This window comes from Stenotrophomonas sp. YJH_SMC_43 (genome assembly GCF_059372535.1).
The window spans coordinates 1,047,017-1,067,289 of record NZ_JCAFVQ010000001.1 but is presented as its reverse complement, the minus strand read 5'-3'; the positions used below and the strand labels follow the sequence as shown (position 1 = coordinate 1,067,289).

11 protein-coding genes and 2 pseudogenes are annotated in these 20,273 nt (G+C 66.1%); 6 read left to right on the top strand and 7 right to left on the bottom strand.

Annotated elements, in window-relative coordinates:
* Positions 1-99: 99 nt before the first annotated feature.
* Entirely contained in the window at positions 100-2,991 is a 2,892-nt protein-coding gene (locus tag AC5QAH_RS04975; protein WP_495232138.1) for a TonB-dependent receptor, read from the bottom strand.
* A 241-nt stretch (positions 2,992-3,232) separates the two neighbouring features.
* Here AC5QAH_RS04975 and AC5QAH_RS04970 point away from each other — a divergent pair, with 241 nt between their 5' ends.
* From AC5QAH_RS04970 to AC5QAH_RS04945, 6 genes are read left to right on the top strand one after another with little or no spacing between them, the layout of a single operon-like run.
* Positions 3,233-4,672 carry a polysaccharide lyase 6 family protein gene (locus AC5QAH_RS04970; RefSeq protein WP_495232137.1) on the top strand — a complete coding sequence of 480 codons (1,440 nt, stop codon included), beginning with the start codon at positions 3,233-3,235 and terminating at the stop codon, positions 4,670-4,672.
* Complete coding sequence (locus AC5QAH_RS04965) at positions 4,669-6,897, top strand: oligoalginate lyase (RefSeq protein ID WP_495232136.1); 2,229 nt, start codon at positions 4,669-4,671, stop codon at positions 6,895-6,897. Before AC5QAH_RS04970 ends, AC5QAH_RS04965 begins: the two co-directional genes overlap by 4 nt.
* Positions 6,894-8,198, top strand: coding sequence for an MFS transporter (locus tag AC5QAH_RS04960; RefSeq protein WP_495232135.1), 1,305 nt, complete (start codon positions 6,894-6,896; stop codon positions 8,196-8,198). The genes AC5QAH_RS04965 and AC5QAH_RS04960 overlap by 4 nt, the downstream gene beginning before the upstream one ends.
* A 60-nt stretch (positions 8,199-8,258) precedes the next feature.
* Positions 8,259-9,011, top strand: coding sequence for an SDR family NAD(P)-dependent oxidoreductase (locus tag AC5QAH_RS04955; RefSeq protein WP_049409649.1), 753 nt, complete (start codon positions 8,259-8,261; stop codon positions 9,009-9,011).
* 14 nt (positions 9,012-9,025) lie between these two features.
* Positions 9,026-10,213 carry a GDSL-type esterase/lipase family protein gene (locus AC5QAH_RS04950; RefSeq protein WP_049455186.1) on the top strand — a complete coding sequence of 396 codons (1,188 nt, stop codon included), beginning with the start codon at positions 9,026-9,028 and terminating at the stop codon, positions 10,211-10,213.
* Between the two features lie 10 nt (positions 10,214-10,223).
* Positions 10,224-11,243 (top strand): PfkB family carbohydrate kinase, encoded by a 1,020-nt coding sequence (locus AC5QAH_RS04945; protein WP_049455185.1) that lies wholly within the window; start codon positions 10,224-10,226, stop codon positions 11,241-11,243.
* 10 nt (positions 11,244-11,253) lie between these two features.
* On the opposite strand, the gene AC5QAH_RS04940 is transcribed toward AC5QAH_RS04945, so the two are convergent.
* The 6 genes and pseudogenes from AC5QAH_RS04940 to AC5QAH_RS04915 all read right to left on the bottom strand — a co-directional run bounded on the left by AC5QAH_RS04940 (position 11,254) and on the right by AC5QAH_RS04915 (position 20,234).
* Complete coding sequence (locus AC5QAH_RS04940; protein ID WP_049455184.1) at positions 11,254-12,147, bottom strand: aspartyl protease family protein; 894 nt, start codon at positions 12,145-12,147, stop codon at positions 11,254-11,256.
* A gap of 126 nt (positions 12,148-12,273) precedes the next feature.
* Positions 12,274-13,725: a S41 family peptidase gene (locus tag AC5QAH_RS04935; RefSeq protein WP_495232134.1), complete on the bottom strand. Its 1,452-nt coding sequence runs from the start codon at positions 13,723-13,725 to the stop codon at positions 12,274-12,276.
* A gap of 87 nt (positions 13,726-13,812) precedes the next feature.
* A complete protein-coding gene (locus tag AC5QAH_RS04930; RefSeq protein ID WP_495232133.1) occupies positions 13,813-15,387 on the bottom strand; it encodes a S15 peptidase family protein in 1,575 nt (524 codons plus the stop codon).
* Positions 15,388-15,541: 154 nt separating this feature from the next.
* Positions 15,542-15,781, bottom strand: a pseudogene (locus tag AC5QAH_RS04925) (YadA-like family protein); the annotation flags it as partial.
* A gap of 294 nt (positions 15,782-16,075) precedes the next feature.
* A pseudogene (locus AC5QAH_RS04920) lies at positions 16,076-16,735 on the bottom strand (YadA family autotransporter adhesin); the annotation flags it as partial.
* 142 nt (positions 16,736-16,877) lie between these two features.
* Complete coding sequence (locus AC5QAH_RS04915; RefSeq protein WP_071305253.1) at positions 16,878-20,234, bottom strand: S8 family serine peptidase; 3,357 nt, start codon at positions 20,232-20,234, stop codon at positions 16,878-16,880.
* Between the last annotated feature and the right edge of the window lie 39 nt (positions 20,235-20,273).

Here is a 20,273-nt window from a genome sequence, read left to right as displayed (position 1 = left end):
GCTGACCCTTGGCGATTCCCTCCGGGTCCCTGCCCTGCCACCGCGGCCGGCAAGGGTCCGGTTGGAGCGACGGCGCGACCACTGGCCGCGCCGCCCTGTTCAGAACTTGTATCGTACACCGAAATACGCACGCCGCCCGTAGGTCACCACTTCGCGGAAGTTCCCATAAAGCGGCTGGTAGGCCACGCGCGGCTCGTTGGTCAGGTTCATCAGCTCCAGCGACAGCGACAACTGCTTGTTCACCCGGTAGCGCAGGCGCAGGTCCACGCTGGTGTTGTCATCATAGTAGCGGTTCTGCTGCGCGGTGTTGCCGGTGAAGTCCTGGTAGTAGTGCGAGCGGAACTTGCCGATGGCCTGGATGTTGAAGCGCCCGACGTCCCAGTAGATCGAGCCGGACAGGACGTGCCGCGAGAAGCCGCTGAGACCCGCCGGCGGCACGATCGCCGGAATGATCGTGCCATCACTGGCCAGCTGCTCGCCCAGTCGTGAGTCCTGGGTCCGGTAGTCGGCATCGGCGTAGTTGTAGCTGACCTTGAAGCCCAGCCCGTCGAACGGCTTGGGCAGGTACGACAGTCGATGGGTGGCGGTCAGCTCGAAGCCGGTCAGCGTGCTGTCCTCGTCGGTGGTTACCTGCTGCCGCACCGGCACAGTCACGCTCTGGCCGTCGATGGTGTAGGTCTCCGGCACCAGCGCGGTGGCGGTGCCGCCGTTGAACTGCTTCCAGTACACCGCGCCGGCCAGCATCGTGTCCGGGTTCGGGTACCACTCCAGTGACAGGTCGCCGTTCCAGGACATCAGCGGCTGTGCCGCCGGGTTGCCACTGGCGCTGATGTCATCCAGCGCATCGGCCAGGTTGCCGTAGGTGGCATCACTGCTCACGTTGATGGTGCGCCCCGCACCCAGCGCGGCGATGTCCGGCCGTGACATCGCGCGGTACGCACCGACCCGCAGCAACACGTCCGGGCGCAGTTCGAAGGCCGCGTTGAGGCTGGGCAGCAGCTTGTCGTTGCCCGCCTTGAACACCTGCGTGCTGTACTCGCCGGTGGGTTGCAGGCGGATCGTCCCGTCACCGTTGTCCTCGATACGCAGGCCGGTACGCACGCCTTCGGAGCGAACATCGGTCTTGACCCAGCGCAGGCCGAGGTTGCCGGTCACCGGCAAACCGAACAGGCTGCTGCTGAACTCACCCAGCAGATAGAGCGCGCGTGTCTTCTCGGTGATATCGACATTGTTCGGATCCTGGAAACCCGGATCCAGCCCGCTGTCGAGGCTGCCACGGAACGACTGGTACAGGCAGTTCGGATCGAAGTACGCCCACGAGGAGATCGTGTTGCCGCTGGCGGCATCCATGAAGTCATCCTGGGGGAATGGTGCACGGCAGGCCTGGTTGGCAGCGATGATCTTCGCCTTGTCGGCCGCCACGCGCTGGTCGTAGTCGGTTACCAGGGTGTTGTCGCGCAGGCGGTAGTCGGCCTGGCTGGCGCGCACGCCGCCCTTGATGCGGGTGAAGAAACCGGACTCGGGCATGAAACTGGCATCGAAGCGGCCGGCCTTGATCTTGTGGTCATTCTCCGTTGCGCTTGAGGTCACCCGCGCCGCCCCGGTGTAGGCGTCCCAGTTGGTGGGGTCGAAGTTCGGCGCCAGCGCGACACTGGGCACTTCGCCGTGCCAGTCCCAGTCATAGTCCACGTAGCCGGTGGCACCACTGCTGATGCCGGGCACGGCGGCATTGTTGACGTCGCGCTGGTTCGCGCGCAGGCGGGTCATGCGCTCGCTATCGAGGCGATTGGTATGCGAGTACGAAAGATCGGTGGACAGCTCCCAGGCCGGGGTCGGTCGCAGGATCAGGTTCAGGCCACCCCCGGTGTATTCCTCGCCACGCCAGTAGCGGTTGGAGGTGGAGTCGATCGAGGTGCTGCCATGCAGGTGGCGCACGATGCCCTCTGCGTCCACGTCGCGCTGGGTGATGCCGCGACGTGCGTTGGACAGGCTCAGATCGCTGCGGTTCTCGTACCAGTTGCGCTCGGTGTGTTCGAAGTCGAGATTCACTTCAACCACGTCATTGGGCCGCCACTGCAGTGCAGCGAACTCGCTCTGGCGGTCGTTGCGCTCCTGCTTGAGCCGGTAGATGCGGCTGCTGGGCACCAGGTAGTAAGGTGCGCCGTTGGCGATGGCCTGCGCGGACACTTCATTGCAGTTGGCATTGCCCACGTTCTGCGTGCCATCGCAGGCATACCAGGTGGAACCGCTGGTGATGCTCTCTTCCGGATCGGTACCGTCCAGGCGCTGGAAACCCAGCGAAATGCCCAGCTTCTGACCATTGCCGAACTCGAACTGGTCGATGTAGCTGGCGGTGCCACGGTAGCCGATGCCGTCGTCGTCGCGGTACTTCTTGTCATACTCGGCCCAGCTGCCACGCAGATCGATCTGCGCCGAGCGCTTGCCGTATTCCAATGGCCGTACCGTTTCCAGGCCGATGGTACCGGCCACGCCGCCTTCGATGATGTCGGCGCGCTGGGTCTTGTAGATGGCCACCGTATTGATCAGCTCGGCGGGGAACATGTTGAAGTTCACCGAGCGGTCGCCGCTGCCGTTGGTGATTTCGCGGCCATTGAAATTGGTACTGCTGAGGAAGGCGCCGAGGCCGCGGATGGAGATTTCCGAGGCGCCGGTCTTGTCGCGGGTCGAAGCGGCGCCGGTCAGGGTCTCGATCGCATCGGCCAGCGAGGGCGCCGGCAGGTCGCCGATGTCATCGGCCGAGAGCACATCTGCAATGACGGTGTCGTCGCGCTTCTTGTTGATCGAACTCTGCATCGATTCGCGGATGCCGGTGACCTGCACCTGGTCCAGCGTGGTGGGATCCTGTCCTGCCGCGTCCCTGCTGGATTGCGCCTGGGCCGCGGGCAGGCCCGCCAGCACGGCGAGCAACGCCACGATCAGGGGTGTGGGGGACAACGAGATGCTGTGCACTGCTCCGGCGGATCGCCGCATGGTTTCCTCCTCCCAAAGGATCGCCTGCATGCCAGGCGTGGGACGCAGCTTCGGCACGGCGACATGAAAATGTCAACCAATTGGTATGTGAATGTTCAAATGCCTTTGATCCATACCAGTTGATCGCAATTTAATGTGCTTCTGCAGCATGACTTTGCGCGAAAGCTGGCTTACAACAGACCTGAAAGTGGTATGCAGGCCCACCCTGAAACGACGGCCCGGCCGTCCCTGGAAGGATTTCATGCGCATTCACTCGCTGGCCCGTCACCGATCCATTGGTTCATGGCTGTTTTGCCTGACCACTGGTCTGGCAATGTGCCTGACCACTCCGGCAGCAAGTGCAGCCAGCTGGCTCGTCCACGATGTCGCGGAGTTCGCTACCGCCGCCTCGGCGCTGCAGCCCGGCGATGAGATCGTGCTGGCTGACGGCACCTGGACCGACGCCCGGCTGCTGCTGAAGGGCCAGGGCACGGCGGATGCCCCGATCGTGCTGCGCGCGCAGACCGCCGGCAAGGTCGTCTTCAGCGGGCGCTCGGACCTGCGCCTGGCAGGGAGCTACCTGCAGGTGTCCAACCTGGTGTTCCGCAACGGCTACGCACCGGGTGATGCGGTGGTGGCATTCCGCGAATCGAGCAAGGCCGTCGCCAGCAACAGCCGCGTCACCGGCCTGGTGATCGACGACTACACCAACCCCGATGCCAGCGACCAGGACTACTGGGTTTCCTTCTATGGCAGCCACAACCGCCTCGATCACAGCCAGCTGCGCGGCAAGACCAATGCCGGGCCGACCGTGGTGGTGGTGCGCGATGCCACCCAGGGCCTGGACAACCAGCACCGCATCGACCACAACTGGTTCGGCCCACGCCCAGCGCTGGGCGTCAACGGCGGTGAAACGATTCGCGTCGGCACCAGTGACACCTCACTGAGCAATTCCAACAGCACGGTGGAGAACAACTGGTTCGAAGGCTGCGACGGCGAGACCGAAATCGTCTCCAACAAGTCTGGCGGCAATACCTACCGCGGCAACGTGTTCTATCGTTCGGCCGGAGCACTGACCCTGCGCCACGGCAATGGCAACCGGGTGATCGACAATGTCTTCCTCGGCGACGACAAGGCCGGCACCGGCGGCGTACGCATCATCAACGCCGACCAGACCGTCAGCAACAACTACTTTGAACGGCTGGCCGGGTCCAGCAACCGTTCGGCACTGGCGGTGATGGATGCGCAGGCCAATCCGCCGCTGTCCGGCTATGCGCCGGTGGTGAATGCCACGATCAGCCGCAACACCTTCGTGGACGTGGCGAAGATCAGTTTCGGCGTCGGCCATGATGAGGCGAAGGGCATCGTGGTGGCCGCCAGCAACAGCCGCTTCACCGGCAACCTGATCGTCAACCGCACCAGCAGGAACCCGCCCAGTGCCGCCAGTTCGCTGGCCGGTATCGACTTCAGTGGCAACGTGCAGTCGCCGGCAGCCAGCACTGTGTTCCCGGGAGGCGTAGAGAGCCGTGGTGTCAGCCTGCAGCAGGCTGATAGCGGATTGTGGGTTGCCACGCCTGCCCTGCCCGCCGTGGGTGCCGATCCTGCCCTGGCGATGACCGCGCGCGAGGCGACCGGCGTTGCCTGGTATCCCAAGGTGGGCGAAGTTGCCCTGTCACGCACCCGCAATGGAGTTGATCGATGAGGTTGCAGCCGCTGTTCGTTTCCCTGGCTTTGGCCGCCCCCTTCGCCCTGCTGCCGAGCGCATCGCTGTTCGCAGCCCCCACTGCTGCCGTGCGACAGGCCGAGGCCGCGCCGGTGCTGGTCACCGCCGCACAGTGGCAGCAGATGGCCAGCGAAGGCCGCCGCTACCCGTGGTTTTCCAAGGAACAGGCGCGCACCGAGGCGACGCTGAAGAAGATGATGAAAGCCGGTATCGACGTGCCGGTACCCAAGGACAAGGGCGGCGGGCGCACCCATGAACAGCACAAGCGCAACTACCAGGCGCTGCTGGCGGCGGGCACGCTGTACCGGCTGACCGGCGACAGGGCCTACGTGGACTATGCGCGCGACATGCTGCTGCAGTATGCCCAGCTCTACCCGACGCTGGGCCCGCACCCGGAAGGCCGTGGGCAGATCCCCGGGCGCGTGTTCTGGCAGGTGCTCAACGATTCGGTATGGCTGGTCAACGCCATCCAGGGCTACGACGCGATCCGCGACGCGCTGTCCGCCAGCGACCGCAACACCATCGAATCGAAGGTGTTCCGGCCAATGGCCGAGTTCCTCGTCAGCGAGCCGAAGAACTACGACCAGATCCACAACCACGCCACCTGGGCGGTGGCCGCCACCGGCATGACCGGCTACGTGCTGCGCGACCCTGAGCTGGTGGAGAAATCCCTGCGCGGCAGTCGGAAGGACGATCAATTCGGCTTTCTTCGGCAGATCGACCTGCTGTTCTCGCCCGATGGTTACTACGAGGAAGGCCCCTACTACCAGCGCTATGCACTGGCGCCGTTCCTGCTGTTCGCCAATGCCATAGAACGCAACGAACCTCAGCGGAAGATCTTCGCGCGCCGTGACGGCGTGCTGTTGAAGGCCGTGGATGTGCTGGTGCAGTCCAGTTACAACGGCTTGTTCTTCCCGATCAACGACGCCATCCTGGACAAAGGCATCGACACCGAAGAGCTGGTGGCCGGCATCGGCATCGCCTATGCGCGTACCGGTGATGACCGCCTGCTGTCCGTGACCCAGCAGCAGAAGCGCCTGCTGCTTTCGCCCGAAGGGCTGGAGGTGGCGCAGGCGCTGGCGGCGAACAAGGCCAAACCTTTCGACTACAGGCCGATGCTGCTGCGCGACGGCCCTGACGGCGACCGCGGCGGCTTGGCCATTCTGCGCATGAACGGCGAGCGCGGCCAGGCGCTGGTGCAGAAGGACACCATGCAGGGCATGGGCCACGGCCACTTCGACAAGCTCAATTGGCTGTTCTACGACAACGGCAATCCAGTGGTGACCGACTACGGCGCGGCCCGCTTCCTCAACGTGGAAGCCAAGCGCGGCGGCATCTACCTGGCTGAGAACCGCAGCTGGGCCAAGCAGACCGTGGCTCACAACACCCTGGTGGTGGACGAGCAGAGCCACTTCAAGGGCGACTGGAAACGCGGCGAGGAACACGCGCCGCAGGTGCGCTTCTTCCAGGCCGATGCCGATACCCAGGTCGCCTCGGCAACCATGCGCGATGCGTATCCAGGCGTGATCTTCACCCGCACCCAGGCGCTGCTGCGCCACCCCGACCTGGGTCTGCCAGTGGTGCTGGATCTGTTGCAGGTGCACGGTAACAAGGCCGCGCGCTACGACCTGCCGCTGCACTTCAACGGTCACATCGTCACCACCGGCTTCGAGGCCGAACACTTCCCCGCCCAGCGCCCGGTGCTGGGCAAGGACAACGGCTACCAGCACCTGTGGCTGGATGCACGCAGCAAACCCGGCAGCGAACCGCGTTCGCTGGCCTGGCTGCTGGACGGCCGCTTCTACACCTACCGCTTCGGCAGCAGCGCACCCGCGCAGGCGCTGCTGGTGGAAAGCGGTGCCAACGACCCGGAATTCAACCTGCGCCGCGAACCGGCCCTGCTGCAGCGCGTGGAAGGCCAGAAGGACGTGACCTTCTTCAGCGTGCTGGAGCCGCACGGCGAGTACAACGGCACCGCCGAGTACGTGCACGGCGCCGACAGCCGCATCAAGGACATCGTGCGCACCCGTGGCAGCGATGCCGAGGTGATCGAACTGCGCCTTGCCAGTGGAGCCCGCATCGCGCTGGGCGTGGCCGATGACAGCAGCGCCAAGGGCGAGCACAGCGTGACCGTCGACGGGCATGCCTACGGCTGGAGCGGCAGCCACGCGCGCATGGACCGCAGCAAGGATGACGCGAAATGAACGGCCCTGCGGTGGTGGCCAACCTGCGCAAGGTGCCGGTGCGTTCAACAGTGCGCTGGCTGATCGTGGGCCTGATCGCCGTGGCTACGGTCATCAACTACATCGACCGCAACGCACTGGCGGTGATGTGGCCGGAAATCGCCAGGGAAGTGGGCGCGACCAAGGATGACTACGCGCTGCTGGTGACGGTGTTCATGCTGTTCTATGCCGCCGGCCAGTTCCTGTTCGGGCGCCTGTTCGACATGATCGGAACGCGCCTGGGTTTCGCTCTGTCGATCAGCGTGTGGTCGATCTCCATCGCCCTGCATTCGGTCACCCATTCGATGCTGTCCTTCAGCCTGGTGCGGGCGATGCTCGGCATCAGCGAGGCCGGTGCCTGGCCCGGCGCGGTCAAGGCCAATGCCGAGTGGTTCCCGGCACGCGAGCGCGCATTGGCGCAGGGCGTGTTCAACGCAGGTGCGTCGATCGGCGCGATTGTCTCCGCACCGGCCATCGCCGGCCTGTACCTGTGGCTGGGCTGGCGCGGCACCTTCGTGCTGGTCGGTGCGATCGGCTTCCTGTGGCTGCTGCCATGGCTGTTTGTCTACCGCGCCGGGCCGGACAAGCACCCGTGGGTAAGCGATGCGGAACGCCGCTTGATCATGGAAGACCAGACCGGGCAGCAGGATGTCGCCGCGCCGAAGGTGAGCGTGCGTTCGCTGCTGGCCCATCGGCAGAGCTGGGGCATGCTCGCCTGCCGCTTCCTGCTGGACCCGATCTGGTGGTTGTTCGTGTCCTGGCTGCCGATCTACCTGGCCGAAACCTTCGGCTTCGACATCAAGCAGATCGGCCTGTTCGCCTGGGTGCCGTTTGTCGGCGCGATGCTGGGCAGCCTCAGCGGCGGTTGGCTGTCCGGGCGGATGATCCGCGCCGGGCACAGCGTGGACCGCGCCCGCAAGCTGGCCATCACGCTGGGCTGCGTGATCATGGCCCCTGCCCTGCTGGCTGCCGTGCTGGCCAACCAGCCGCTACTGGCGGTGCTGGCGATCGCCGCCGTGCTGTTCGGCTTCCAGGTGGCCATCGGCAACATCCAGACCCTCCCCGGCGATCTGTTCGACGGCCGCTCGGTGGGCACGCTGGCGGGCTTGGGGGGCCTGGCCGCCGTGGCCGGCACCTTGATCACCACCTGGCTGGTGCCGGTGCTGACCCGCCACTCCTACGCCCCGATCTTCATCCTCGTTGCCGCGCTGGTGCCGCTGTCGCTGGCTGCGCTGTGGGGGTGGACCGGGCCTATCCAGAAGCTCGACCGCCGCGGCGGCTGAGCCTGGGTCACCTTCTTTTCCAAGTACATCCATTCCCCCGCAAACCAAGGAGTTTTCCGCATGTCGTTCCAGGACAAGGTGGCCATTGTCACCGGCGGTGGCCGCGATATCGGCCGCGCCGTTTCGATCAAACTGGCTGCCGCCGGTGCACGCGTCTGCATCAACTACGCCAATGATGAAGCCAGTGCCCAGGAAACGCTGGCACAGATCCAGGCGGCCGGTGGCCAGGCCATCGTGCATCGCGCCGACGTCACCGATGCCGCTGCCGTCGCCGGCCTGGTCGCTGCGGCACAGGCCGCGTTCGGTGAGCGCATCGACCTGCTGGTGAACGTGGCCGGTGGCATGGTGCAGCGTCGCCCGCTGGCCGAGATCGACCCGGCGTTCTTCCACACGGTGATGGACCTCAACATCACCTCCACCTATCTCACCACGCACGCGGTGGTGCCGCACATGCGCGAAGGCGCGGCCATCGTCAACTTCGCCTCGCAGGCAGGGCGTGATGGTGGCGGCCCGGGCGCATCGATCTACGCCACCGCCAAGGCGGCGGTGATGACCTTCACCCGCGCCATGGCCAAGGAGCTGGGGCCGAAGGGTATCCGGGTGAACGCACTGTGCTGCGGCATGATCGCCACCCGCTTCCACGACGAGTTCACCAAGCCTGAAGTGCGCACGGCCGTTGCCGGCGCCACCCCGCTGCGCCGCCAGGGTGCGCCGGACGAAGCCGCTGACGCTGCTGTATTCCTGGCCTCGGATGCGGCGGCGTTCATCACCGGTGCGAATCTGGACGTCAACGGCGGCACCTACTTCTCCTGACTGGAATCCTGCCCATGCAGCGCTGGACACTTCTGTTCTCATTGACGCTCTGCTCCGCCATGACGGCGCCTGCTGTGTGGGCCTCACCCGTGTGGGTCACTGCCTGGACGGCCGCGCCCGCGCCCGACCGCAAGGACGGAACGCCCGATGCGCCGGTACAGTTCGCCGCACAGACCGTGCGCCAGGACATCCGCGTCGGCAGCCGCGGGGATGCATTGCGCCTGCGTATAAGCAACGAGCTCGGCACGGCCCCCTTGCGGGTCGAGGACCTGCGCGTGGGAGTGAAGAACAGCAAGGCCGCACCACTGCCGTTAACGGTGGATGGCCGCGCGGTCGTCGAGGTGCCGGTGGGTGCCGCGCTGCTGAGCGATCCGGTGCGGATGCCGGTGGCGGCGCTGCAGGAAATCAGCGTGAGTGCCTATTTCCCGCAGCCCACCCATCCCGCCGTGCGCCGCACCGAGCTGCGGGTAGCGGACGGCAGGCAGGCAACCGTTGCCGACAGCGTGCGGCTGAGCTACCAGCAGAACGTGTTCTCGGCGGTGATGGTGCAGCGTGATGATCGTCCCCAGGTGATCGTGGCGCTGGGCGATTCCATCACGGAAGGCGCCACGGCCCGTCGCGGCACCTTCAACCAGTGGCCAGAGCGCCTGGCGCAGCGGCTGCAGCAGGCCTGCCCGAACCGGTTCGTGGTGCTCAACCAGGGCATCAGCGGCAACAAGCTGCTTGACCATGGCCGCAGCCACAGCGCCCTGTCACGATTGGATCGCGATGTGATCGCGGCGGCCGATGCCGATCAGGTGATCCTGTTCGAGGGCATCAATGACATCCGCCACGGTGGTGGCGCGCAGCCGCTGCCTGGACGCAACGCGGAGGACATGCTGCTGGGCTATCAGCAGGTTGCGGCGCGGCTGCATACGCACGGCATCCGCGCCTGGCTGGGTACGTTGACCCCATTTGGCGGCTCCGAGCGCTACGAGCCCGTGTCCGCAGCCACCCGCACCACGATCAACCAGTGGGCGCGCGGTGGGCAGACCGGGTTCGATGGCATCATCGATTTCGATGCCGCGCTGCGTGATCCGAAGCTGCCCGAGTCACTGCCGGCCGACATCACCCACGACCACCTGCACCCCAACGACGAAGGCTACCGGCGCATGGCCGATGCCATCGATCTGCGCATGCTGGGCTGCACCGCCACCGACTAAGAGAGAACCGATGAGCCGCGTCGTTTGTTTCGGTGAATTGCTGCTGCGCCTGGGCGCACCCGGCCGTGAACTGCTGCTGCAGACGCCGCAGCTGCAGGTCCATGTGGGGGGCGCCGAGGCCAATGTGGCCGTCTCGCTGGCCTGCCTAGGCCATGACGTGCAGATGGTCAGCACGGTAGCCGGCAACGCGTTGGGCCGGCATGCGGTGGCCGAGCTGCGGCGGCATGGCGTGGGCGTGGCCGGCGTGCGTGAAGTGGAGGGTGACCGCATGGGCCTGTATTTCCTGGCCACCGGTGCGGTGCAGCGCGCCAGTGAAGTGGTGTATGACCGGGCGGGTTCTGCATTCGCAAACAGCAGTGCCAAGGATCATGCGTGGCCCACTCTGCTGTCCGGCGCGCACCTGCTGCATGTCTCGGGCGTGAGTCCGGCGCTGGGTGCCAACGTGGCCGAGACGGTGCGGGGGGCCGTGCGTGCGGCTCGCGCGGCCGGCGTCCAGGTGTCCTTCGACGGCAATTACCGTCCCTCACTGTGGCGACGCTGGGGTGGCGACGCAGCGGCGATCCTGCGTGAGATCTTCGCCGAGGCCGACATTGCGTTTGCCGATCATCGGGACATCGAACTGGTGCTGGGGCTGCACTTTCCGCAGGACGATGCGGTCGCCCGAACCGAAGCCGCTGCGGCGGCCGCGTTTGCCACCTTCCCGCACCTGCAGTGGCTGGCCTGCACCCAGCGCAACGTGGTGAGTGCAGATCATCACATCCTGGGCGCGCTGCTGCTTGGGCGCGACGGCACGCGGGCGCAGGCACCACCGCGCCTGCTGCCCGGTATCGTTGATCGCATCGGTGGTGGCGATGCCTTTGCCGCCGGCATCCTGCACGGATTGCTGTCCGGGCTCGACGCAGAAGGCACCGTACACTTCGGACTGGCTGCGGGCGCGTTGAAGCACGCCATTCCCGGCGACTTCAGCCCGGTAGCGGAGGCGCAGGTGCTGGCTCTGCTGGGCAATGCAGGCGCGGATGTCCGGCGCTGAACGCGCGTGATCACTCCGCCGGCGCGGTGACGAAGCGACGATTGGGGCGCAGAAAGATGCTGCCGGAACGGGCATCCAGCAGGATATTGAACTGCTGCAGCACTTCGCTGCCAAGCGTCCCGTCGTCCGTGGAGCCTTCGTCATCGACAGTGATCGAGGCTTTCTGCCCTTTCAGTTGCAGGGTCGAAATGCTGGCTTCGGGCACACGCACATCCACCGCGCGTATCTTCCGGCCCGCGCTGCCGCTGAACTGTGATGTTCCAAGTCGTTCCGGAAACGCTTCCTGCAGGCGGTGGGCGCTGCCGAAGGCGTAGGACAGGTCGATGTTGCCGTTGCTGCCGGTGTCCAGGGTAAGCCAGGGTGCGAAAGTGCTGCTGCCGTTGCCGAGCGTGACCTGGATGGCTGGGATATTGTCGATCCAGCGCACGTTGGCCCGGATATACCCCGCAAGGTCGGGAACATCGTCGTGCACGCGCAGCAGGCTGCGGTCGTAGTCGATCTCCAGCACCTTGCCCTGGAAGAAGGTCCAGCCCAGTACTGCATCGAAGGGGCGCCCCGTGTAGTCGATCACCACGGCCCCCATCGGTCGCTGCACGCCGCCGATCTGCACGGCGTTGTGCGTGCTGTAGTCGAGAAGCGTGACGCCATCGGAACCGGTGTTCTCACTCTGGTCGTCAATGACCAGCTTCGCGTCCTGCTGGATGCGCCTGGCAACGGCGATGGCCGACGCGCCTGTATCGACGAGAAGGCGCAGTGGTCGCGAGCCGTTGATCGTACCCTCCACGTAGATCCGGTGATCCTTGCCCAGCTCGAACGGAACTTCGGTGACCGCAGCACCTGCTGCGAAAGGCACCAGCATGATCAACATCGCGCATTGAAGCGCAGTACGAGGCAGTTCGCACATCCGAGGGCTCCTTCGGTCAGTAGAGCTGCAGCAGCGGTTGCCGGGCTCATTGCGGGTTGGATGCAGCTGCCGGTGAAAAGGTTTAATGCGCCGGAACTGCTTCACCGGTACGCCACCAGGACGGGATCATCGTCCGGAGATCCACGCCTCAAGTGCTGCGGTGTCCCGCATGTCGCCGGTATAGCGATGATCGGGCACGTGTGGTTCGTTCGAACCACGCACCCGCCCCCGGAACACCTTCATCGGCACCGAAATCCTGGCCAGCCCGCTTGGCAGCCGCTCTGGCCGCACGTCCATGTAGAGACTGTCGGCCGATGTCTCGACGCCCACCTGCACCGCGCCCAACCGCTTCCACAGGTCCAGCGCATCCAGGCAGGCCGAACCACAGGCTGCATCAGCCACGATCACCACCCTGCCCTTGCGCAGCGGTGCGGCCGGGCCTGAGGTTGGTGCTGTATCTGCGCTGGCCTCGGACGGCTCGCGCCACAACGCCTCACCCCGGCCGCGTGCCTGTGCCATGCCCGCCGTCACCGACTCCAGCATGCGACGCAGCTCTGGCGACGCGTCGGGCGCCTGCACCAGCTTCTGCAGGAAGCTGCGCAACTGGGCGATGTTGGCCTCGGAGGTCCGCCACTCCACCCAGCTGGGGTCGGGCAGCACGTCCACGGCGGCCCGGCCCCAGATCAATCGCGCCAGTTCGATGCTCCATTGCGAAGCTCCGCCGCTGTTGCCACGCACGTCCAGCACCACCGACGGTGCCTGCTGCAGGGCTTCGGCTTTCGGAGCAAGCTGCTCAAGCAGGGCGGTCAGTTCCTTGAAGTTCTGCTCCGTGGGGTCGGCATTGAAGCTGCTGGTGGTGATCCAGTAGCCGCCATCGGGCATGATGCGCCAGCCGTTCGCCGGGCGGAAGCTGCGCCGGGTGTCGGCCAGACGCTCCTTGCGCTGTGCCGCCTGCAGTGGTTGCCACTGCAGTGCGTAGGATTTCTCGCGTCCATCTACCTGGAAGACGCAGGCGTTCAGCGTGGGCACGAACGGATTGCCCTGCTCCAGCAGCACTTCGCCACCGCCGTGGATGCGGCTGGCCTGCAGGTTCCAGCGCCCGCTGAAGTCCCCGATCCGGCGCGCAGCCAGCGTCTGTGCATCGATGCCATCACAGGACAGCAATCGCGCCCCAAGTGGCGGATGGCCATGGCCACCATGCACGGTCATGACCAACTGCGCATCGCCGTCGAAACCGGTCAGGAACCCGGGCCACTGCGTTGGAACATCGGGAGCGTCGGCAAGCGCGTTGAGGCTGACATGCCCATCGTTGAAGAACGCCGCATAGCCTTTCATCGCCCACCAGTAGCCCTGGTAGTTGGTGACCCGACCTGCACGCGAACGTGCAAGCGCCTGGGCCTCGTCGAGCTGCGCGCCGAACCCGGGATTCCGCAGATCCACTGCGCCCGGATGACTGCCACGCAGGGCGGCGTCGGCAGCGTCCAGATCCTTCAACAGCGTGTCCGGCCAATCGATCGGCGCACCTTTCTCGGTGGGTGCCGCGAGCACCGCACCGAGCAGCAGCCATGCAATGACCATGGATTCATCCGTTTGCCGGGACAAACACGAGTCTCGCAGTTTTCCGGCCCGGTGTACCGCGCCCGCCGCAACGGGCGCGGCCGCACATCAATGCAGCGGCACTTTCAGCACCGACGGCGCATTGGCTGGCGAGCTGAAGGTCACCGCCCCACCCAGCTGGCTGATGCCCGCATAGCGCAGGTCCACGGTATCGACCACCAAGGTCAGGCGGCTGCCGGCTGGAAGGTTCCAGCTGCTCGCTTCCAGCCGCAGGTCGAGCGTTTTCGCCTGGCCCGGCGTGGCACCGCGCAAGGTGTACGGCTTGTGGCTGATCAACTGACCATTGCCCAGCACATCCTCGGCGTACAGGTAGGCGTACAGCGTGGTGTTGGCACGGCTGGGCGTGACCGTCAGGCGCACTTCCGGCGCACCGTCCAGGCGTTTGGCGCTCCACTGGATCGGCCCCTGCCAGACACCGGCGGCACTGCGGCCAACAAACGGTACGTAGGCACCCGGCGGCAGGTTGATCATCTGCAGCGCGCCGGAGGCCATCGCCACGCCGGAATTGGCCGCAGTCAGCAAACCGCTGCCGATGCGGTAGTTCCAGCCGGTGCCGCCACCGTGCTCGGCCAGGCCGCCGGTCGGCAGCAGCAAACCAGAGGGTGCGGTCAGGACGTAGCTGACCGCACCCTTGCTGGTCGCCTGCCAGTCCGGGTAACTGCTCCAGCTGCCCTTCTGTGACTTCAGCTGCACCGCCGGCTGGCGGTCGATGCCGTTGGCCACTGCCTTCAGATAGTGATCGAACCAGTCACCCACCTGGTCATAGACTTCGTTGGGAATGCCCAGTGCACCGAGCGCTTCGTTGAGCGCGTGGTCACCGTGGCGCAGCTGCAGCTGCTTCGGGCCTTTCAGCAGGTTGAAGAAATCAACCAGCTGGCCCGGCGGGAACAGGCTGTCGTTGAAGGCGTTGGCCAGGAACACCGCCGGCTGGTTGGCGTTGATCTCGTCGATGCTGGCCGCGGGACTGCGCTGCGCCGCCACCGGCAACAGCGAATCCACCGCGCCCTGGTAGTTGCCCGCCAGAACATTGCGGTTGATCGTGGCCAGCTCCGCGCCAGGGCGTCCGGTCACCAGGCCGGCCGCAACCAGCAGTGCGATGCCCTGCGCGCTCGGGGTGTCGTTGCTGTACAGCGAGGCCTGCAGATCGGCCCAGCCACTGAGCGCGGCCACGGCCTTGATGCGCGGATCGCGTGCCGCCGCCAGCAGGCTGGTGCCCGCACCGTAGGAGATGCCCGAAACGCCGATCCGGTCCGGGTCAGCGCGGGTGTTGTCCAGCGCCCAGTCGATCAGCGCGCTGACATCCTCCACCGTGGAGGGCCCGGCGATGTCGATGCTGCCGCCGGATTCCCAGAAGCCACGCGAGCTGTAGCTGATCACCACATAGCCGCGCTGTGCCAGCGACTGCGCCACCCCCACGTACTCCACGCTGGGCACCGCCCAGCTGCTGGGCATCACCAGCAGCGGATAGCGCCCGCCGCCCGCATCCTGCGGTTCGATGACGAAGGCCCCGAGAGGCGTTCCATCCCAGCCGGCAATGGTGCGATGGGTGGTCTTGACCGTCGCGGCCCAGGCAGTGGGCGCCAGGCCGGTCAGCAGGATCAACAGCAGCAATACCTTGCGCATCGTCGTCTCTCCCCGTCGGTGGTGGTGCAACGGGTTGGACCGTACCAGTGCGAATGGTGCGTGGCACCTTGCGACGCAGCATGACGTTTGCTGCACGTTCGCAGCGCTTGTTGGCTGAACAGGGGGCGCTGCACGCCCCCTGCCCTGCATTGCCTTACAGGTCTACGCCGAAGCCCATGCCGGCAGACCTCTCGCCATTGCTGAAGGCACCACCCAGCGAGAAGGAAGCACGCTCGCCGATCCGTTTACCGTATCCGATCGACAGCGCCTGCTCGCCGCCCTGGAAGCCGGCACCCACCGAAATGCGACCGCGCGGGCTCTGTGAGCCGGCGGCGTTGATGGCCATGTTCAACATCGCCGAGCTCATCGCGCCCATGCGATCGATCCGCTGGTCCTGATGACGCAGGCGGCGTTCCATCTCCTGCTTCAGCCCGTTGTTGTCCAGCGCGAACTGCGCCAGGCGCTGGTCGGTGTAGGCATTGGCCGTCGTCACCGCCTGCGCGGACTTCGTATCGGTATAGGAGTTGGCCGAGGAGAGCGTGGTTGCGCTGCTGGCATCGGTATAGGCCTTTGAGGTCGTCACTGCCGCGGCGCTGCTGGCATCGGTATAGGCCTTTGAGGTCGTCACTGCCGCGGCGCTGCTCGCGTCGGTGTAGGCGTTGACGGAGTTGATGGTCGCCGTGGCCCGCGCATCGGCATAGCTGTTGGCCGAAGTCAGCGTATTGGCGTTGGCGGTATTCATCTGATTGAGGTTCACCGCATCGGTGCCCTGCGTGGCGGCGGCCACGTTGGTCAACTGGCGTTCGTTGCCGGCGCTGCCTACCGATACCGAGTTGGCACGGTCGGCGACGGAGCCATTGCCCAGTGCAACGCTGTCGTTTGCAGAAGCGATGGCACCATTGCCCACGGCACTGCTGTTGTTGCCACTGGCTTCGGACAAGCTGCCGAGCGCGGTGCTGTTTTCGCCCGTGGCGTTGCTGCCAGCGCCTGACGCGGTGGAGAACGAGCCCGTTGCGGAGCTGCCCGAGCCACTGGCACTGCTGAAGTCACCACTGGCGGTGGCGCTGTCGCCGATCGCCGCACTGTTGGCGCCGGAGGCGGAAGCACCCACGCCCACGGCGGCGCTCTGGTCGCCGGAGGCGCTGCTGGCTGCGCCGATCGCCGTACTGCCGGTGCCGCTGGCACTGGCGCCGGTTCCGACGGCCGCCGATAGATCACCGCTGGCATCGGCACCACTGCCGCACGCCAGCGAGGCGGCACCACCGGCGCTGGCGCCACCGTTGGACACGCCGCCGAAGCCATCGTCCAGCTGGCAGGCATCACCGGCCCACGCCGGTGCGGTTGCCATGGCCAGTGCCACGGCAAGGATGTGCTTGTGCATCGTCTTCACGGTACCCCCGAGGTCCATCAGGAAGGGTTCCCGGCAAGCGCCGGAAACGGTGGGAAACCGGCCGCCCCTGCACAGGGGCGGCCGGGATGCTGCAGGCGCCTTACGGCGTTACGGTCAAGGCGACACGGACAGCAGTCTTCGGCGTGCTCGGGTCATTGCTGCCGACACAGACGAAGCCCGAATAGCTGCCCGGCGCGAGGCCGCTGGCATTGATCTGCACCTGCGTGCTCTGGCTGCCGCCTGCGGAGATGCGGCCCAGGGCACGGGTCGGTGTGCCGATCCAGCCGGCGCCGCACGCATTGCTTCCGCCCAGCCCATAGGCCAACCCAGGCGCGCCGGCGGTGGCGGACCAGGCACCGCTGCCATCGGGATTGATGATCGCGCTGCGGTACACGCTGTCGCCGCTGGTGGCGTTGAACCAGAACCAGCTGGTAGCCAGCGGCGCGCGCACCGAGACCACCAGCCAGTAGCGGCCTGCCGGCAGGTTCACGTTCTGGCCTGCAGCGGCCAGGTCAAGGTTGATGGTGGCCAGCGTAGCCGACGTTCTTACGCCCGGACCGCTGACGGTGGAGGTGTAGCTCCACAGCGCCAGCTGCGGGCTCGATTCCGGATTGCCCTCCGGATTGCCGCCAACATCCCGGTAGATCGACCAGTTGATGTTGGTCGAAGTTGCCAGCGAGCCACCGTTGACGAAGCCGTCAGCGACGATGCGGGTAATGCCGGTGGCCTCGCCCAGAGTGAAATCATCGGCACCAAGCTGTGCACGTGCACCCACTGTCGCCGCATCGGTGAAGCGCGTCGAGCGACGGCCATTGGCGTTGTTTGGCGCCTGCGCTACCAGCGTGCGGGTGCCCACTCCGGAATTGTCGATCTGCCATTCCAGCGGTGAGCCGCCGGTATTGGCGATCTGCAGGTTCACCGTTCCACTGCCACCGGCCGGCAGGGTCAGCGAGTTCGTCGGCGGCGTGGCGGCGATCTGCGGCGGCGGCACCGACACGGCGATCGGCAGGCGCAGCAGTGGCTGGCTGGTATCACCGCCCTGCGGTGAGAGGGTGAGCCTGGCAAAGCGCCAGCTGCCATCGTTCGGTACCGAACCGGTGGTGACGATGACCCGCACCGACTTGCTTTCACCCGGCGCCAGGGTAAACACCGATGGCGAGACAACCGCGGTCAGGCCCTGCACCTTCGCCGTCCACGTCTGCCGGGTCGGCAGCACATTGCGGAACACGCGGGTGAAGCTGCAGCTGTCCGCGCAGCTGCGCTTGCCGAGGCTGGCGATGTTGAGCGACGACACTTCACCCCCATTGGCTGGATTGGCGGCCAGGAAGTTGGTCTTGGTCTCGTTGAGCACCAGCCCTGCGCGCAGTGCCTGGTCCACCTGGATGCGTCCAGCGCCCATCGCGAATGCGTCGGCCGGTGTGACGCCATCTTCCTTCAGCACCTCCTGCCGCGCGGTCATCATCAACGCCGAGCGTGTCTCCTGCACGGTCCAGTCAGGACGCGCCTGGCGCAGGAGCGCGGCGGCACCGGCGTGATGTGGTGATGCCATCGAGGTGCCGTCCATCAGGCCGACGGCGTTCTCCGAGCCGGTCACCTCATTGCCTGCGATCACGGCCAGCACACGCACACCCGGGGCGGTCACGTCCGGCTTGACCAGATCAAAGATCCCGGCCGGGCCGCGCGAACTGAAGTCGCCCAGCACATCCGGCGTATTGCTGATCTTGCTGGCCGGATAGGCAATGCCGGCGGTTGCGTTGTTGCCAACGCTCGACGCAAAGGTCCGCAGTGCATTGGCGTCCGACTGGTCGATGGCGAAGGCGGGAATGGTCGCCCCGGCCACGTTGGGCAGGATGGGGGCCGGCTGGTTGTTGCCGATCAGCACGGCGATCGCACCCGCTGCAGCGGCGTTGTTGACCTTGTCGCTGAAGTTGCACGAGCCACGGCGGATCACCGCAACGGCGCCCTGGAAGGTATTGGCCGGGAACGGCGCGCACCCATCGTTGGCACTGTCGATGCCTGCACTGACACGCAGCGGCGTGGTTGCAGGAATCGGCGTTGCGAACGGCACGCCGCCCGAGCCTTCGGTCAGCAGGATGGCAGTGAGCGCCGGCGGCACGCTGCCGGGGCCGCTGACCGCAGCGAACAGCACGATGTCGCCGCGGCCATGCGTGGCCGCCGCAGTGCTGCCGGTCCAGGGTTCCAGATGGCCCATCGTGTTCGGACCTGGGCCGGAGTTGCCGGCCGAAGTGGCCACGTAGATGCCGGCATCGGATGCGTTGAGGAACGCCAGCGAGACCGCCTCTCCCCACGGCGCGGTGCCACCGGCAATGGAGTAATTGATGACGTCGACCACGCCATCGGCGAGGGCCTGGTTGACCGCTGCCAGCGTCGAGGTGTTCGGGCAGAAGCCGCGCCCGGTGGAGACCTCGGTGTAGCAGGCGTCGTAGGCGATGATGTTGGCGCGCGGCGCAACACCGGAAATGTGGATCTGGTTGCCACGGTAGGACGCAGTGTGCGGGTTGCCGGCGGCGGTGGAAGCGGTATGGCTGCCATGACCGTTGGTGTCACCAAATCCAGGCTCCTCGCGTACGTCCGCAACGCCACACTGGTTGCCCGGCGCACCGCAGACGAAGTCGTAGCCGCCGATCAGCTTGCTGTTGCAGCGACCTTCGTCGATGCCGCCCGGCGCGCAGGTACCGAGGTAGTTGCCTGCGCCCAGCGGATTGACGTGCTCGTAACCATCTTCGGCGCGGGCGGTGAAGGCCGGGCTGCCGAAGTTGATGCCCGAGTCGATGACGCCGACCACCACACCTTCGCCACGGAACGGCGCAGGTGTGCCGTTCCACAGCGCAGGTGCGCCGATCAACCCCGGTCCGACGTCGGTGTCCTGCTCATACTCCCTGTACTCTTCAACCAGCTGCACATCGGGAAGTGCGCGCACGCGCTCCGCTTCCTGCGGATTCATCTGCAGCACCGATGCGTTGATCGCATGCTGCATGCGCCGTTCGACCTTTACGCTGCGACCCAATGCTGCATTGATGCGGGCCTCGTGCTGTACCTGGCGGTCAGCGAGGAAGCGCACATAGTCCTGCGAGCGTGCCCCCTTTACAGCGATGCGCGGTGTCGGCGCATTGCCGGTGGCTGCCGCTGCACGCGCGGCGCTGGCGGATGGGCGCATGCGTTCCGGTGCCGCGAGGCCCTGGATGTCGCCCTTGTAGGTGGCCAGCGGCTCCTCGCGGTAGACCACGATATAGCGGTTGGAGAGCTCGGCGAAGCCGCTACCCGGACCGCGTGCCGCAGGCCCGGACGGATTGCCGGCGCGCGCGTCCACCGAGGGATTGCCGGTCTTTGACTGGGCACCGGTACTGCGTATGCCCACGGCAGCGGCGGCCAGTGCGGCACCCGCCACCAGGGTCAGTGCAACCCATTTGCTTCGTTTGATCCATGCATTGCGCATCGAATACCCCCTTTTCATTGAAAGCCCGAGATGCACGCC